This is a genomic window from Rhodococcus sp. NCIMB 12038, assembly GCF_002165735.1.
Taxonomy (GTDB): Bacteria; Actinomycetota; Actinomycetes; order Mycobacteriales; family Mycobacteriaceae; genus Rhodococcus_F.
Genome location: NZ_NHML01000009.1, coordinates 133871 through 148871, shown reverse-complemented (window position 1 = coordinate 148871; position 15001 = coordinate 133871). Strand labels below are relative to the sequence as shown.

Sequence of the window (15001 nt, the reverse complement as noted above, 5' to 3'; positions counted from 1 at the left end):
TATGCCGTCGCGTCGAGCCGTAGATCCCGCCGAACTGAGGGCCGCCGTACTCGAGGTCGGTCCGTGGCTGCGCGGCGACACCGAGGAGAAGCCGTCCCGCACCCAGCTGGCGGCGGCGGTCCGGCTCAGCGCGCGGACGCTCGAGCAGGTGGCACCCGGTTCGAGCGTGGAGGTGCGGGTGCCGCCGTTCGTCGCGGTCCAGTGCATCGAGGGTCCCCGGCACACCCGCGGCACCCCGCCGAACGTCGTGGAGACCGATCCGCGGACGTGGCTGCTGCTGGTGACGGGACTGCTGGAGTTCGACGGCGCAACCTCCGGCGGCGCGGTGTCGGTGTCGGGGAGCCGCGCCGGGGAGATCGCGCACTGGCTGCCGCTGCTGCGCGTGTAGTCACCCCAGCCACAGCGCACGGGTGCGCGGCAGGCCGCTCGATCCGGTGTCGGACGGGCGCACGGCGAGGACCTGATGGATCGTCAGGCGACCCTTCTCCTCGAACCCCAGGGCGCTGGCCGCGAGGTACAGCAACCATGTGCGGGCCCGCTCCGCGCCCGCGAGCCGGACGGCATCATCCCAGGTGCCGCGCAGTCTGCTGACCCAGGCCCGCAGCGTCAGGGCGTAGTGCTCCCGGAGGGCCTCGACGTCGCGCACCTCGAGTCCGGTGCGCTCGAACGCGTCCAGGGTCCTGCTCAGGGGCAGCACCTCGCCGTCCGGGAAGATGTAGTTCTCGATCAGACCCGGCGCGTCCTCCGTCCCGGTGCGCGACTGCACCGAGGCGATGGCGTGGTTGAGCAGTCGCCCCTCGGGACGCAGAAGGGTTTCCAGGTGCGCCGCGTATTCGGGCAGGGCGGCGTCGCCGACGTGCTCGGACATGCCGATGCTGGAGATCGCGTCGAAGGGACCGTCGACGATGTCGCGGTAGTCCTGCACGCGGATCTCGATCCGATCCGACAGGCCCTCCTCGGAGACGCGGGCCCGCGCCCATTCGGCCTGTTCGTGACTGAGGGTGATCCCGACGACGGACACGTCGTACTTCTCGGCGGCGTGGATCGCCATCGAACCCCACCCGCAGCCCACGTCCAGCAGTCGCATGCCCGACTGCAGCCCTAGCTTGCGGCAGACCAGGTCCAGCTTGTCGTTCTGCGCTTCCTCGAGCGTCCCGATCGCGCCTCGGTCGCCCGGTCGCTGATCCCAGTACCCACACGAGTAGACCATCGTCGGCCCCAGGAACAGGCTGTAGAAATCGTTGCCGACGTCGTAGTGGTGCGAGACCGAGGATGCGTCGCGCGCCTTGCTGTGCTTGGCGCCGCGGCGGCGGGGCACCTCCACCGACGGCGGTTTCGGGCGGAGACCGAGGCCGCCGAGCCGGACGAACGTCGCGAGCGCCTTCAGGATCGCGGTGCGGTCGGAGCCGCGGACGCCGAGAGTTTCCAGCCGGTCGACGAGCCCGGGGAGCGCGAGGAGCCGGAAGACGTCGCCCTCGATCTCGAGGTCACCGGACACGTAGGCCCGGACGAGGCCGAGCTCGTTCGGCGACCACAGCACCCTCCGGACGGCCCGCCGGTTGCGGAAGACGACGGTGACGTCCGCGTCGGGGCCTGCCTCCGAGCCGTCCCAGCATCGGACACGTACGGGAAGGGGGATGCCCATCGCACCTTCGAAGGCGCTCAGCAGACGTTCTGCGGCGGTCGGAGCCGTGCTGCGGATGTTCATCGGAAAAGCCCCCGCTCGGTGGTTCGAGGAAACTGATCGATACCGAAACTAATCTATTTTCGGCCCGTCGTCCGGGAGTCGGGCCGGTTCGATCGGCACCGTGGGCGAAGCGACGGCGCCGGGCACGTAGACTGACCTTGCCCCTCACACGCCCATCCCCAGGGAGCACCCCGGTGACCAGAGCCGATCTGTCGGTCCACAGTCCTAATCTTCTCTCTTCGAACCCGTCCGACGAGGACGAGAACGAGCCCCGCGAAGAATGCGGAGTCTTCGGCGTCTGGGCGCCGGGAGAGGATGTGGCGAAACTCACCTACTACGGACTTTATGCTCTGCAGCACCGTGGTCAGGAAGCGGCGGGCATCGCCGTCGCAGACGGTTCGCAGGTGCTGGTCTTCAAGGACCTCGGGTTGGTCAGCCAGGTGTTCGACGAGCAGACCCTGGCAGCGATGCCCGGTCACGTCGCCGTCGGTCACTGTCGCTACTCCACCACAGGCTCGACCACGTGGGAGAACGCGCAGCCGATCTTCCGCACCACCGCCGCGGGCAGCGGCATCGCCCTCGGCCACAACGGCAACCTGGTCAACACGGCGGAACTGGCGCAGCGCGCCCGTGCGGCGGGTCTCGTCAACGACAAGCGTCCCGGCGGCGCCACGTCCGACTCGGACGTCGTCGGCGCCCTCCTCGCGCACGCCGCCGCGGACAGCACCATCGAGCAGGCAGCCATGAAGCTGCTGCCGACGCTGCGCGGTGCGTTCTGCCTCACGTTCATGGACGAGCACACGCTCTACGCGGCGCGTGACCCGCACGGCATCCGCCCCCTGTGCCTCGGACGACTGGACCGCGGCTGGGTGGTGGCCAGCGAGACGGCCGCACTCGACATCGTCGGCGCGTCGTTCGTCCGCGACATCGAGCCCGGCGAACTGCTCGCCATCGACGCCGACGGCGTCCGCTCCTCCCGCTTCGCGAACCCCGAGCCCAAGGGCTGCGTGTTCGAGTACGTGTACCTGGCTCGTCCGGACAGCGTCATCGGCGGACGGTCGGTGCATTCCACCCGCGTCGAGATCGGCCGCCGCCTCGCCACCGAGCACCCCGCCGAGGGCGACCTCGTCATCCCGGTCCCCGAATCGGGTACTCCCGCCGCGGTCGGGTACGCGCAGGGGTCGGGCATTCCGTACGGCCAGGGTCTGATGAAGAACGCCTACGTGGGCCGCACCTTCATCCAGCCTTCGCAGACGATCCGCCAGCTCGGTATCCGCCTCAAACTCAATCCGCTGAAGGAAGTCATCCGGGGTAAGCGCCTCGTGGTGGTGGACGACTCGATCGTCCGCGGCAACACCCAGCGCGCGCTCATCCGGATGCTCCGCGAGGCAGGCGCTCTGGAAATCCACGTCCGGATCGCGTCGCCGCCGGTCAAGTGGCCGTGCTTCTACGGCATCGACTTCGCCTCCCCGGCCGAGTTGATCGCCAACGGTGCGGGCGGCAGCGGCGAGCCCGGCAGCTTCGACGAGATGCTCGAAGGGGTGCGCCGCTCCATCGGCGCCGACACCCTCGGCTACATCTCCACCGACGGCATGATCGCGGCCACCGAGCAGCCGGCGTCGCGACTGTGCGCGGCCTGCTTCGACGGCACGTACCCCATCGCGCTCCCCACGGAGACGTCGATCGGAAAGAACGTTCTCGAGGGAATGCTCGAGAGCGCGGCAGGCGGTCCCGCGACGCGGGAGAACGACAACGCGAACGCCCTCAGTCGGCCGTAGGCCGGTACATCGGGAGCCGGCCGGGGAACGTACTCCGGTACCGTAAGGACGCAATCACAGCACTCGATTGCCCGACCGACACGATTTTGACGAGCAACAGAAGGCTGGAGTAACAACCACATGACCGAGGATCCGACAAGTCGCCCTGGCGCGTCCTACGCCGCCGCAGGAGTGGACATCGCCGCAGGCGATCGGGCGGTGGAACTCTTCGCTCCCTTGGCCAAGCGCGCCAGCCGTCCCGAGGTTCTCGGTGGTCTCGGTGGATTCGCGGGACTGTTCTCGCTCAAGGGTGACTACAAGGAGCCGCTGCTCGCGGCGTCCACGGACGGTGTGGGCACCAAGCTCGCCGTCGCCCAGGCACTCGACAAGCACGACACCGTGGGCCTCGACCTGGTCGCGATGGTCGTCGACGACCTCGTCGTCTGCGGCGCCGAGCCGCTGTTCCTGCAGGACTACATCGCCGTCGGGCGTGTCGTCCCGGAGCGGGTCGCCGAACTGGTCAGCGGTATCGCCGAAGGCTGCATCCAGGCCGGGTGCGCGCTGCTCGGCGGCGAGACGGCCGAGCACCCCGGCGTGATGGCGGACGGCGACTACGACCTGTCCGCGACCGGTGTCGGTGTGGTCGAGGCCGATCAGCTGCTGGGCCCCGACCGGGTCCGGCCCGGCGACGTCGTGATCGCGATGGGTTCGTCCGGTCTGCATTCCAACGGTTACTCGCTGGCCCGCAAGGTGCTGCTCGAGATCGATCACATGAGCCTGACGGCGCACGTCGACGAATTCGGCCGCACCCTGGGCGAGGAGATGCTCGAGCCCACGAAGATCTACGCCAAGGACTGCCTGGCGCTCGCCGCCGAGACCGACGTGCGCACGTTTTGCCACGTCACCGGTGGTGGACTGGCCAACAACCTCGCCCGGGTCATGCCGAAGGGTCTGGTCGCCGAACTCGATCGCGGCACCTGGAGCCCCGCTCCGATCTTCGCGATGATCGCGCAGCGCGGACGCGTGGAGCGGGCCGAGATGGAGCAGACGTTCAACATGGGCGTCGGCATGGTCGCGATCGTGGCGCCCGAGGACGTCGATCGTGCGCTGGCCGTCCTGACGGCGCGGCACATCGACTGCTGGACGCTGGGCAGCATCAAGAAGTCGCACGACGTGTCCGCCGAGCGCGCACTTCTCGCCGGCGACCACCCGAGGTTCTAGGGTCGGACGCCGTCGGTCGGAACGGGGCGAGCTAGTGGCCCCGACCGGCTGAAGACGTGGAAATGAGGGGGAGCCGGTATCGGCTCCCCCTCATTTCTGTGTCTTCAGATCTCAGCGCCGCCAGTCGTCGTCGTCCTCCCGGGAGTGACCCTCCCTGTCGGCACGCTGGTCAGCGAAGACCTCGTCCCGATGCGAGTTGGACGACCCACCTGAGAGCTCTCTTTGCAGGCTGTCAAAATCCGTGGTCGGTACGCTGTACTTCAGCTCGCGTGCAACCTTGGTCTGCTTTGCCTTAGCCCGGCCGCGGCCCATGGCTGACCCCCTCGCGCTTTCGCGGGGCGGCCTGGGGAATTTGGCGGCCCCGTTTGAGTGTGTAAGTTCCTGCCCCACACTCTAGCGTGGAAAAGTCCCTCGCGCTTCCATCCACACCCCGAAGCGGTGTCTGTTTAGTCTCATCGAGGTCGCGAACTGCCCCGATGCCGGTATTTCTGCTTCAGAAGACGCCCGGAATTGCCCGGACCGTCCCCACTCGGACGCCGCCGCCGAGCACGGGCTGCGATGCGAGGGCCGCCAGGTCCTCGGTCCACTCGGCGCCCATCCTGTGGAGAAGTGCTGCGGCGAGGGGCAACCGGGCCCGTTCGTGACCGTCGTCGATCTTGAACGCGAACGCCGAGCCGTCGGGGAGCGCGCCCGCGTAGACCCCGTCGGCGCCGGCCTTCGTCAGCAGCCCGGGAACGACCGGCATCAGCCGCGCGTCGTCCTTGCCGGTGCCCGAGACGAGATACGGGTGCTCGCGGACGGCGTCGGCGACGGCGAGTTCGGGGGAGCCGGGTTCGGCGGTGACGAGCCGTGCGAACGCCCGCGCCAGGTGCGTCAGCGACAGCGGGACGATCGGCAGCCCGCATCCGTCGATGCCGAGTTCGGCGTCGACGTCGCCGCTGATCGAGCCGAGCGTCTCGACCACGGCGAGTTGCAGGGGGTGTGTCGGCTCCAGGTAGCTGTCCAGCGGCCAGTCGGCGGTCAGACAGGTGGCCAGCATCGCCGCGTGCTTGCCCGAGCAGTTCATGTACACCGGGCGGGGGAGTTCCCCGGCGGCCAGCAGTTCGGCCCGCGCGAGCTCGTTGGAGGGCAGATCCGCGGGGCAGCGGAGCTGGTCCTCGTCGAGGCCGTACCGGTCGAGGAGCCGCTCGACGAGTTCGACGTGATCCGCCTCGCCCTCGTGGGATGCGGTCGCGATCGCGAGCTCTTCGGAACTGGACGGCTCGAAGCCGTTCCTCAGCATCGTCACGGCCTGCCACGGCTTGTTCGACGACCGGGGGTAGATCGGCGTGTGCACCTCGCCGAGGGCGAGCGAGATCTCGCCGTCCGCGCTGAGGATGACCGCGGAACCACGGTGGACGCACTCACGGAATCCGGAACGGACGACCTCGACCAGTTCGATGCTCAATACGTGACCTGCACTTCCAGTCCGGCGATCCGTCGGCGGGCCTTGTCCGCGACGGTCGGAGCGAGGTTCTCCTGCTGTTCGAGCAGCGCCACGAACCGTTCCGGGTCGCGGCCGGTGAACAGATCGCGCACGGTGACGCCGTGGCCGGGCACGTGGAGGCGGTGGACGGCGTCGCCTGCGGTGATCGACCCCTCGGTCACCACCCGCAGGTACGCACCCGTGTCGCCGCGTTCGGAGAACCGCTTGACCCACCTCGGCTCGGCGGCCCACACACCGAACGTGCCGCACGGCGTCCGCGGGCCGGCCACCTCCAGTTCGGTGGTGCCGATCCGCCAGCGTTCGCCGATCACGGCGTCGCTGGCGGCGATGCCGTCCAGCCGGAGGTTCTCGCCGAACCATCCCGGGGGCAGTTCGCGGCCGAGTTCCGACGCCCAGCGCCGCGCCTCGTCCTCCTGGTACGCGTAGACGGCCTTGAACGGCCCGCCGTGGTATTCGGTGTCGCAGACGCGGTCACCGGCCAGTCCGGTGGTCGTGACGGACACCGGGCCGTCGACGGGCCGCTTGTCGATCGCCGTGCGGGTCACCCGCCGGGTGCCGCTGTCGCGTTCGGCGTGCAGCACGCAGACGGCCAGCACCTCGCCGGCCGCCGCGGTCTCCCCGCTCACCGGCCGCGGAGCCGGTCGACGGCGGCGCGGCCCGCCTGGACCGCGTCGTCGACGGGCACGGAGTCGGGGTCGATGGACGCGGCGCACGGTCCGGTTACCAGTTCGGTGTCGATAGGGATGGACCGTTTGACGAGGGCCAGCGCGATGGGGCCGAGTTCGTGATGGTCGATCACCGTGCCGATCCGTCCGACGGCGCGGCCGCCCGCCGTCACCGGGTCACCCGGTTCCGGCCGGCCCTCGGCGCTGCCGTCGAGGTGCAGCAGGACCAGGTGCCGCGGCGGCTTGCCGAGGTTGTGGACGCGGGCGACGGTCTCCTGACCGCGGTAGCAGCCCTTCTCGAGGTGGACGGCGCCGTACTCGGCGGGACCGCCGATCCAGCGGACCTCGTGCGGGATGGTGCGGTCGTCGGTGTCGAGCCCGATCCGGGGACGCACGGCGGCCACCCGCAGTGCCTCGAACGCCCACGTTCCCGCGGGAGCGGCGCCTGCGGCGGTGAGCCGGCCCCACCACGTCGCGAGTCCTTCCCGCGGGACCAGCAGGTCGAAGGAGTCGGCGGTCGGCCACGGCATGCGGCGGACGAATCCGCCCCCGGCCACCGCGACCGCGGCGTACGGCTCGGCGGGCACGGCGACCCCGGCGGCGTCGAGGACGGCGGCGGCGTCGGGCCCGATCACGCTGAGGACGGCGAGTTCGTTGCCGTCGCGGGGCTCGGCCTTGGACCAGAACACCATCTTGGTGAGGAACGAGAGAAGGTCGGGTCCGCGGTCGGCTTCGGTGTCGATCCAGGTGACGCCGTCGAGGTCGGTCTGGACGAAGTGGTGTTCGACGCGGCCGTTGACGTCGAGGCTGAGGTTCTCGGCGCTCGAGCCGTCGGGGAGTGCGGCGACGTGCTGGCTGGAGATGGTGTGCAGCCAGGTGAGACGTTCGGGTCCGCTGATCGCGATGACGAACCGGTGGGATCGGTCGACGACCACCGCGGAACGCTCGGCGCTGCGTTGTTCGCCGAGCGGATCGCCGTGGTGCCAGGCGACGCCGGCGTCGGGGGAGCCTTCGGGCGCAGGGACCGCGCCCGGGGCCGTGACGAGTGGACTGGGTGAGACGGGCAGTTTGTCGACCACGAACCCAGTCTAGGGACCAAGGACCCCGGGTGGCGGTCAGCAGGGTCGATAGGCTGGGTCTCATGTCTGATCGAGTGCTGGTGACACTGGACCACGAGGTGCGCGACGCGGATGCTCCGCTGCTGCACGCGGACGATCTGGCGGTGGTGCGCGGCGACGGTGTCTTCGAAACGCTGTTGGTGCGCGGCGGTCGCGCACTGAAGGTGGAGCCGCACCTCACTCGACTGGTGGCGTCGGCGCGGGCCCTCGGTCTGCCGGTGCAGGACCTGGACGACTGGCGGCTGGCGCTGGAATTGGCCGTCGAGGAGTGGGGGTCCGAGCGGGAGGGTGCGATGCGCCTCGTGCTCAGCCGTGGCCGGGAGTCCGGTGGCGACGCGACCGCCTTCGTCACCGTCGGGCCGGTCGCCGACCGGATCCTGGACGCGCGCCGAGACGGGGTGTCGGTACTCACATTGGCCCGGGGCTATTCGGTGGATCTGTCGGCGAGCGCGCCGTGGCAGCTGCTCGGGGCGAAGACCTTGTCATATGCCACGAACATGGCCGCCCTGCGGTACGCGGCCACGTTCGGAGCCGACGATGTGATCTTCGTCAGTAGTGAGGGCAATGTGTTGGAAGGGCCACGTTCCACGGTGGTCATCGCCCGCGAGAAGACGCTCCTCACGCCGCCGCCGGAGCACGGAATTCTGCCGGGCACGACGCAGCAGGCCCTCTACGAGGTGGCGTCCGGCAAGGGGTTCCGATGCGAGTACGCGGCGCTGCGTCCCGCGGATCTCATTACGGCGGAAGGTGTTTGGCTCATCTCCAGCATCACCATGGCCGCGCGGGTGCGCAAGATCGACGGCCTCGCCCTTCCGGACGCGCCCCTCGCCGACGAGATCGTGGAGCTGGTTGGCCTCGCGGTCGAGACGTCGGGAGCCGAGTCCGCGGAGGCTTGACAGGTCTACTACATTTCGTAGTAGCAAAGTCCTGCGGGGGAAACGACCCCGCAGTACGTTGTTTTCAAGGGTCGGGCGGAAGCCCACGCTCCGGCCCTGAAGCCTGTCCTACGGGCCCAGTTTCGGAGTAGCCATGGATGCCTTGGATGTCTCCCGGTGGCAGTTCGGCATAACCACCGTCTATCACTTCATCCTCGTACCGCTGACGATCGGGCTCGCCCCGCTGATCGCCGTCATGCAGACGATGTGGGTGGTCACCGGAAAGGACCACTGGTATCGGCTCACCAAGTTCTTCGGGAAACTCTTCCTGATCAACTTCGCGCTCGGCGTCGCCACCGGCATCGTGCAGGAGTTCCAGTTCGGCATGAACTGGAGCGAGTACTCACGCTTCGTCGGCGACGTGTTCGGCGCGCCCCTCGCCCTCGAGGGATTGGTGGCGTTCTTCCTCGAGTCGACGTTCCTCGGACTCTGGATCTTCGGCTGGGGCAGGCTGCCCAAGCTCGTCCACCTGGCCACCATCTGGCTCGTCGCGATCGGTGTCAACGCGTCCGCGTACTTCATCATCACCGCGAACTCGTTCATGCAGCACCCGGTGGGGGCCGTCTACAACCCCGAGACCGGGCGCGCGGAACTCACCAGCATCTGGGAACTGCTCACCAACAACACCGCGCTCGCGGCCTTCCCGCACGTCGTCGCCGGAGCGTTCCTCACTGCGGGCACGTTCGTGGCCGGCGTCGGCGGCTGGTGGATGGTGCGCAGCATGCGCAAGTCGAAGGAAGCCACCGAACCGGAGGTCGCGAAGAAGCACGAGGAGACCGCCAGGACGATGTTCCGTCCGGTCACGATCCTCGCGCTGTGGGTGATGGTCGCCGCCGGTGTCGGACTCGCGATCACCGGCGACATCCAGGGCAAGCTGATGTTCGAACAGCAACCCATGAAGATGGCGTCGGCCGAATCGCTGTGCCACACCGAAACCGGCGCCGACTTCTCGATCCTCACCGTCGGCACCCAGAACAACTGCGACAGCATCACCCAGCTCATCAAGATCCCCGGGCTCACCTCGTTCCTCGCGGACGGCAACTTCGACTCCACCGTCGAGGGCGTCACCGAGATCCAGGCCCGCTACGAAGAGATGTACGGGCCCGGCAACTACAAGCCCAACCTGTTCGTCACCTACTGGACGTTCCGCGCGATGATCGGCTGGGCCGCCGGATCGGCGCTGCTCGCCGTCGTCGGCCTCTGGATGACCCGCGGCGGCCGCGTCCCGGACAAGAAGTGGTACGGCTGGCTGTCCATCCTCGTCATTCCGACGCCGTTCCTCGGGAACAGCGCGGGCTGGGTGTTCACCGAGATGGGCCGCCAACCGTGGGTCGTGGCACCCAACCCGACCGGGGTCGACATGATCAGACTCACTGTCGACCAAGGCGTCTCGAACCACTCCCCGTGGACCGTCTGGGTCTCGCTCATCACGTTCACCGTCGTCTACGGGTCGCTGGCGGTCGTGTGGTTCACGCTGATCCGCCGCTACACGGTGGAGGGACCGCTCGAACACGACGCGCATCCACCGGGTGACGACCACGACGAGCCCGAAGAACCGGGCAAGCCCGAGCAACTCTCGTTCGCGTACTAGGGGAGACGGTCATGGGACTTCAAGAAGTGTGGTTCATCCTGATCGCGGTGCTCTTCATCGGGTACTTCGTCCTCGAGGGATTCGATTTCGGTGTCGGCATGCTGATGCCGGTGCTCGGCAGGCGCAAGGACCCCCACGGGGACACACGACGGCGGGTGGTGCTCAACACGATCGGCCCCGTGTGGGACGGCAACGAGGTGTGGCTGATCACCGGCGGCGGCGCGTTGTTCGCGGCGTTCCCCGAGTGGTACGCCACGTTGTTCTCCGGTTTCTATCTGCCGCTGCTGATCATCCTCGTCGCCTTGATCGTCCGGATCTGCGCCATCGAGTACCGCGGCAAGATCGACGACGACACCTGGCGCCGACGCTGCGACTGGGGCATCGTCTTCGGGTCCTGGGTGCCTGCCGTGCTGTGGGGTGTCGCGTTCGCGAACATCGTGCGCGGCGTCGACATCGACGCCGACAAGCAGGTCACGTCCAACCTCCTCGATCTGCTCAATCCGTATGCGCTGCTGGGCGGTCTGACGACGGCGCTCGTGTTCGCCCTGCACGGCGCGGTGTTCCTTGCTCTGAAGACGGCCGACGAGGTCCGCACGGACGCAGTCGAACTGGCGTCGCGGCTGGCGATCCCGGCCGTTCCGGTGGCAGGAGCGTTCGTGCTGTGGACGCAGTTGGCGCACGGCAAGGGCTGGACGTGGATCCTCGTCGCGATCGCCGCCGCCGCACTCCTCGGGGTGGTCGCGTTGACCCGCGCCGAACGGGAGGGCTGGGCGTTCGCGCTCACCTCGATCGCGGTGATCGCCACCGTCGCCCTGCTGTTCGGCTCGCTGTTCCCCAACGTCATGCCGTCCACCCTGGACGCCGCGTACAGCCTCACCATCGACAACGCGTCGTCGAGTCCGTACACGCTGAAGGTGATGACGTGGGCCGCCGCGTTCCTCACTCCGGTGGTGCTCATCTACCAGGGCTGGACGTACTGGGTGTTCCGTCAACGGATCTCGACCAAGCACATCCCGCCGTCGATCGGTCTCCCGCTCGAGCGCAGATGAGCACAGCGGTCGGCGACGCACCCCGCCCCGCCGGGGAGCGCGGTTCCCGGCGCCCCGTCGATCCCCGCCTGTGGCGGTATTCGGCGGCGGCCCGCGGGTATCTCGTCCTCACGGTCGGACTGTCGATCGTCAATGTCGCGATGGTCATCGTGTCGGCGCTCATGATCGGCCGGGTGCTCGGTGGCGTCATCGTCGACGACGCCACCGACCTCGGGCGGTGGTCCACCGAATTGACGGTCCTCGCGGCCGCGGTGGGGATCCGGGTCCTCGGTACCTGGACGCAGTCCCGGTTCGCGCACCGGTCCGCGTCCCGGGTCGTGGCGGAACTGAAGGGCGAGGTGCTCGGTGTCGCCACCCGGATGCGGCCGCGAGCACTCGACCCGCGGCGGGACGAGATCGCGACCGTGCTCACCCGCGGCGTCGACGGACTCGTGCCGTACCTCACCGGGTACCTCCCCGCCCTGGTCCTGGCGGGGACACTCACGCCGGCGACGTTGGCGGTCATCGCATTCCAGGATCTGACGTCGGCGGCCATCATCTTCGTCACGCTGCCGCTCATCCCGGTCTTCATGATCCTCATCGGCCTTCTCACCCGGGGCAAGGCCGCCAAGACGCTGACCGCGATGACCACACTGTCCTCGCAACTGCTCGACCTGCTGGCCGGCCTGCCCACCCTCCGCGCACTCGGCCGCGAACAGGGGCCTGCGACGCGGGTGCGCGAACTCGGCGACGCGCACCGCCGCACCACGATGTCAGCGCTGCGGGTCGCGTTCCTGTCGTCGATGGTGCTGGAACTGCTGGCCACCCTGTGCGTCGCGCTCGTCGCCGTGAGCATCGGACTGCGACTGGTCTACGGGGGCATGGGACTCGAGGCGGGAATCGTCGCACTGATCCTCGCCCCCGAGGTGTACCTCCCACTACGGATGGTCGGCACCCAGTTCCACGCGGCCGAAGACGGAATGGCCGCCGCGAGCAGGGCCTTCGCCGTCATCGATGCCGACGAGCCGGTTGATGCCGACGGTGCAATCGCGGTGGACGCCGACGGTGTACTCGCGGTGGACGCCACCGGGGCGCGCCTCGAGTTCGACGACGTGGACGTCGCGTCGCGCCGCGGCCTGGCGCCGCACGGACTGACCGGGACCGTCGAACCCGGCGCGGTGACCGTGCTGACGGGACCCAACGGCGCCGGGAAATCGACTGCGGTGCACGCACTCCTCGGCCTCGTCGAACCCGACGGCGGGCAGGTGCGGGTGGCGGGCGTCCCCGTGAATTCGCTCGACCGGTCCGCGTGGTGGGCGCAGGTGGCATGGCTGCCGCAGCAGCCTGTCCTCGTTCCCGGCACGTTGGGCGCGAACCTCCGGCTTCTCGGCGACGTCGTCGACCTCGAACAGGCCTGCGCGGCGGCTGGTTTCGACGAGGTCCTCGCCGAACTCCCGGACGGTTGGAACACGCGCGTCGGATCCGGGGGAACGGGACTGTCGCTCGGACAGCGGCAGCGGCTCGCCCTGACCCGGGTGCTGGCCACTCGGCGTCCGGTCCTGGTGCTCGACGAACCCACCGCACACCTCGACGACGCATCGGAGCGGACCGTGCTCGATTCCCTGCGCGGCCTGGCCGCCGCGGGCCGGACGGTCGTGGTGGTGGGGCATCGCCCGACCGTGCTCGCGGCCGCCGACCGGGTGATCGAGGTGAGCGCCGATGTCGCGTGACCCGTTACTCCGGGCGCTGCCGCTCCTCGACCTGAAACCGGGACGGGTCGCGCAGGCCGTCGCCGCCGGAGTCGCCACCCTGGGCAGCGCCCTCGCGCTGGCGGCGCTGTCGGCCTGGTTGATCACGAGGGCATGGCAGATGCCGCCCGTCCTCGACCTCAGTGTGGCCGTCGTGGCCGTGCGGGCCCTCGGCATCTCCCGCGGCGTCTTCCGCTACCTCGAGCGGCTGGCCACCCACGACACCGCGCTGCGCGGCACCACGTCCGCCCGCACCCGGCTGTACCAGCGGCTCGCCGACGGAGACCCGGCCGCCGCCGCCGGACTGCGCCGCGGCGAACTCCTCGCCCGCACCGGGGCCGACGTCGATACGCTCGGTGACGTCGTCGTCCGCGCGCTCGTCCCGATCGCCGTGGCCGTAGTCCTGGCTGTGGCCGCCGTCGGCATCCTCGTGGTGATCTCGCCGGCAGCGGCGCTCGTACTCGCAGTGGCGCTCGCGGTGTCGGGGGTCGCGGCGCCCTGGTTGTCCGCGCGGGCCGCCCGCCTCGCCGAGACGTCCGGAGCGAAGGCGCGCGCCCGGTTCAGCGAGGACGCCGTCACCGCGCTCGATCACGCCGCGGAACTGCGCGTCGCAGGTCGCCTCGACAGCGCCGTGTCACGGGCCGTCGACGCCGAGCACGACGCGGTCTCGGCCACCGACCGCGCCGCCGCACCCAGCGCGTTCGCGGACGCCGCCACACCGCTGGCAACGGGGGTGAGCGTGATCGCGTCGCTGCTCATCGGCATGGACCTGTACTCGTCGGGGACCATGAGCCCGATGGCGATGGGCATCCTCGTGCTCCTGCCGTTGTCCGCGTTCGAGGCCACGGCGGCACTGCCCGCCGCAGCGGTCGCGCTGACCCGCGCCCGCATCGCGTCCCGTCGCATCCTCGCCGTACTCGACGCCGCCGTCGCGGATCCGCACCCCGGCGACCGGGACCTCGACGGACCGGCGGAGGTGGTCGCGAAGGACCTGCGGTGCGGCTGGCCCGGAGGGCAGGTCACCGCCGCGCTCGACCTCGACCTGCGGGCGGGCGCCCGTGTCGCGGTCGTCGGGGGCAGCGGGTCGGGGAAGACGACCACCCTGATGACCCTCGCCGGGTTGCTGCCCCCCGTCTCGGGGACGATCCGGATAGACGGCGTCGACCTCCACCGCATCAAGTCCGAGGCGCTGCGCCGGAACGTCGGGTTCTTCGCGGAGGACGCGCACCTCTTCGACACGTCGGTGCTCGAGAATCTGCGGGTCGCGCGCGGCGACCTGGATGCCGCGGAGGCGGTGACCGTCCTGGAGTCCGTCGGGCTCGGGGGATGGGTGGCGGGGCTTCCGGAGGGAGTGCACACCACCCTCGCCGGCGGTGCCAGGGCGGTGTCCGGCGGGCAGCGTCGCAGGCTGCTCCTCGCCAGGGCGCTGCTGTCGCCCGACCGGGTGCTGTTGCTGGACGAACCGACCGAACACCTCGACGCGGATGCGGGCGCCGACCTGCTGCGGAGACTGCTCGCACGCGACGGCGGACTGGTGTCTGCGCAGCGCACCGTCGTGGTGGTCACCCACCAGCTTCCGCAGGATACCAGCGCTGACCTGGTGATACGGGTGGAGAAAGCTGAGAGCGAAAATGCGTTGCCGACTCCGTGAGTGCGGCGTACGTTCTTGAGTACACGAGGAAGGAGGTGGTCTGAAATTGAATGACAGACGGACACGTGAGGTGGCTGCCAGCTAGCCGCTACCGCTGACGGAATTCACTGACCG

Annotated in this window: 13 protein-coding genes; 8 read left to right on the top strand and 5 right to left on the bottom strand. The window is 69.4% G+C overall.

Annotation, left to right across the window (positions count from 1 at the left end):
• Position 1: 1 nt before the first annotated feature.
• Positions 2–388 (top strand): sterol carrier family protein, encoded by a 387-nt coding sequence (locus tag CA951_RS15725; RefSeq protein ID WP_087557705.1) that lies wholly within the window; start codon positions 2–4, stop codon positions 386–388.
• Here CA951_RS15725 and CA951_RS15720 read toward each other — a convergent pair whose 3' ends face one another.
• Positions 389–1708 (bottom strand): cyclopropane-fatty-acyl-phospholipid synthase family protein, encoded by a 1320-nt coding sequence (locus tag CA951_RS15720; RefSeq protein WP_087557704.1) that lies wholly within the window; start codon positions 1706–1708, stop codon positions 389–391.
• A gap of 173 nt (positions 1709–1881) precedes the next feature.
• Here CA951_RS15720 and purF point away from each other — a divergent pair, with 173 nt between their 5' ends.
• Positions 1882–3465, top strand: coding sequence for an amidophosphoribosyltransferase (purF, locus tag CA951_RS15715; RefSeq protein WP_087557703.1), 1584 nt, complete (start codon positions 1882–1884; stop codon positions 3463–3465).
• Positions 3466–3585: 120 nt separating this feature from the next.
• Positions 3586–4665, top strand: a complete 1080-nt coding sequence (gene purM, locus CA951_RS15710; protein ID WP_087557702.1) for a phosphoribosylformylglycinamidine cyclo-ligase — start codon at positions 3586–3588, stop codon at positions 4663–4665.
• A 111-nt stretch (positions 4666–4776) separates the two neighbouring features.
• On the opposite strand, the gene CA951_RS15705 is transcribed toward purM, so the two are convergent.
• From CA951_RS15705 to CA951_RS15690, 4 genes are all read right to left on the bottom strand, one after another.
• Positions 4777–4977, bottom strand: coding sequence for a DUF3073 domain-containing protein (locus CA951_RS15705; RefSeq protein ID WP_005244376.1), 201 nt, complete (start codon positions 4975–4977; stop codon positions 4777–4779).
• Between the two features lie 181 nt (positions 4978–5158).
• Complete coding sequence (locus CA951_RS15700; RefSeq protein WP_087557701.1) at positions 5159–6112, bottom strand: asparaginase; 954 nt, start codon at positions 6110–6112, stop codon at positions 5159–5161.
• Complete coding sequence (locus CA951_RS15695) at positions 6109–6777, bottom strand: MOSC domain-containing protein (RefSeq protein ID WP_087557700.1); 669 nt, start codon at positions 6775–6777, stop codon at positions 6109–6111. The genes CA951_RS15700 and CA951_RS15695 overlap by 4 nt, the downstream gene beginning before the upstream one ends.
• Entirely contained in the window at positions 6774–7895 is a 1122-nt protein-coding gene (locus tag CA951_RS15690; RefSeq protein WP_087557699.1) for a folate-binding protein YgfZ, read from the bottom strand. Before CA951_RS15690 ends, CA951_RS15695 begins: the two co-directional genes overlap by 4 nt.
• Before the next feature lie 62 nt (positions 7896–7957).
• Here CA951_RS15690 and CA951_RS15685 point away from each other — a divergent pair, with 62 nt between their 5' ends.
• The 5 genes from CA951_RS15685 (at position 7958) to cydC (ending at position 14887) form a co-directional block, all read left to right on the top strand.
• A complete protein-coding gene (locus CA951_RS15685) occupies positions 7958–8830 on the top strand; it encodes an aminodeoxychorismate lyase (RefSeq protein ID WP_087557698.1) in 873 nt (290 codons plus the stop codon).
• Positions 8831–8963: 133 nt separating this feature from the next.
• On the top strand, positions 8964–10460 hold the full coding sequence (locus tag CA951_RS15680; RefSeq protein ID WP_087557697.1) for a cytochrome ubiquinol oxidase subunit I: 1497 nt from the start codon (positions 8964–8966) through the stop codon (positions 10458–10460).
• Between the two features lie 11 nt (positions 10461–10471).
• On the top strand, positions 10472–11509 hold the full coding sequence (cydB, locus tag CA951_RS15675) for a cytochrome d ubiquinol oxidase subunit II (protein ID WP_087557696.1): 1038 nt from the start codon (positions 10472–10474) through the stop codon (positions 11507–11509).
• Complete coding sequence (cydD, locus tag CA951_RS15670; RefSeq protein WP_087557695.1) at positions 11506–13218, top strand: thiol reductant ABC exporter subunit CydD; 1713 nt, start codon at positions 11506–11508, stop codon at positions 13216–13218. Before cydB ends, cydD begins: the two co-directional genes overlap by 4 nt.
• Entirely contained in the window at positions 13208–14887 is a 1680-nt protein-coding gene (gene cydC, locus CA951_RS15665) for a thiol reductant ABC exporter subunit CydC (protein ID WP_087557694.1), read from the top strand. Before cydD ends, cydC begins: the two co-directional genes overlap by 11 nt.
• Positions 14888–15001 lie beyond the last annotated feature (114 nt).

Excerpts from the sequence above, each read along its gene's own strand:
- CA951_RS15725 (WP_087557705.1), top strand. The coding sequence starts at position 2 with ATGCCGTCGCGTCGAGCCGTAGATCCCGCCGAACTGAGGGCCGCCGTA.
- CA951_RS15720 (WP_087557704.1), bottom strand. The coding sequence starts at position 1,708 with ATGAACATCCGCAGCACGGCTCCGACCGCCGCAGAACGTCTGCTGAGC.
- purM (WP_087557702.1), top strand. The coding sequence starts at position 3,586 with ATGACCGAGGATCCGACAAGTCGCCCTGGCGCGTCCTACGCCGCCGCA.
- CA951_RS15705 (WP_005244376.1), bottom strand. The coding sequence starts at position 4,977 with ATGGGCCGCGGCCGGGCTAAGGCAAAGCAGACCAAGGTTGCACGCGAG.
- CA951_RS15685 (WP_087557698.1), top strand. The coding sequence starts at position 7,958 with ATGTCTGATCGAGTGCTGGTGACACTGGACCACGAGGTGCGCGACGCG.
- CA951_RS15680 (WP_087557697.1), top strand. The coding sequence starts at position 8,964 with ATGGATGCCTTGGATGTCTCCCGGTGGCAGTTCGGCATAACCACCGTC.
- cydB (WP_087557696.1), top strand. The coding sequence starts at position 10,472 with ATGGGACTTCAAGAAGTGTGGTTCATCCTGATCGCGGTGCTCTTCATC.
- cydD (WP_087557695.1), top strand. The coding sequence starts at position 11,506 with ATGAGCACAGCGGTCGGCGACGCACCCCGCCCCGCCGGGGAGCGCGGT.
- cydC (WP_087557694.1), top strand. The coding sequence starts at position 13,208 with ATGTCGCGTGACCCGTTACTCCGGGCGCTGCCGCTCCTCGACCTGAAA.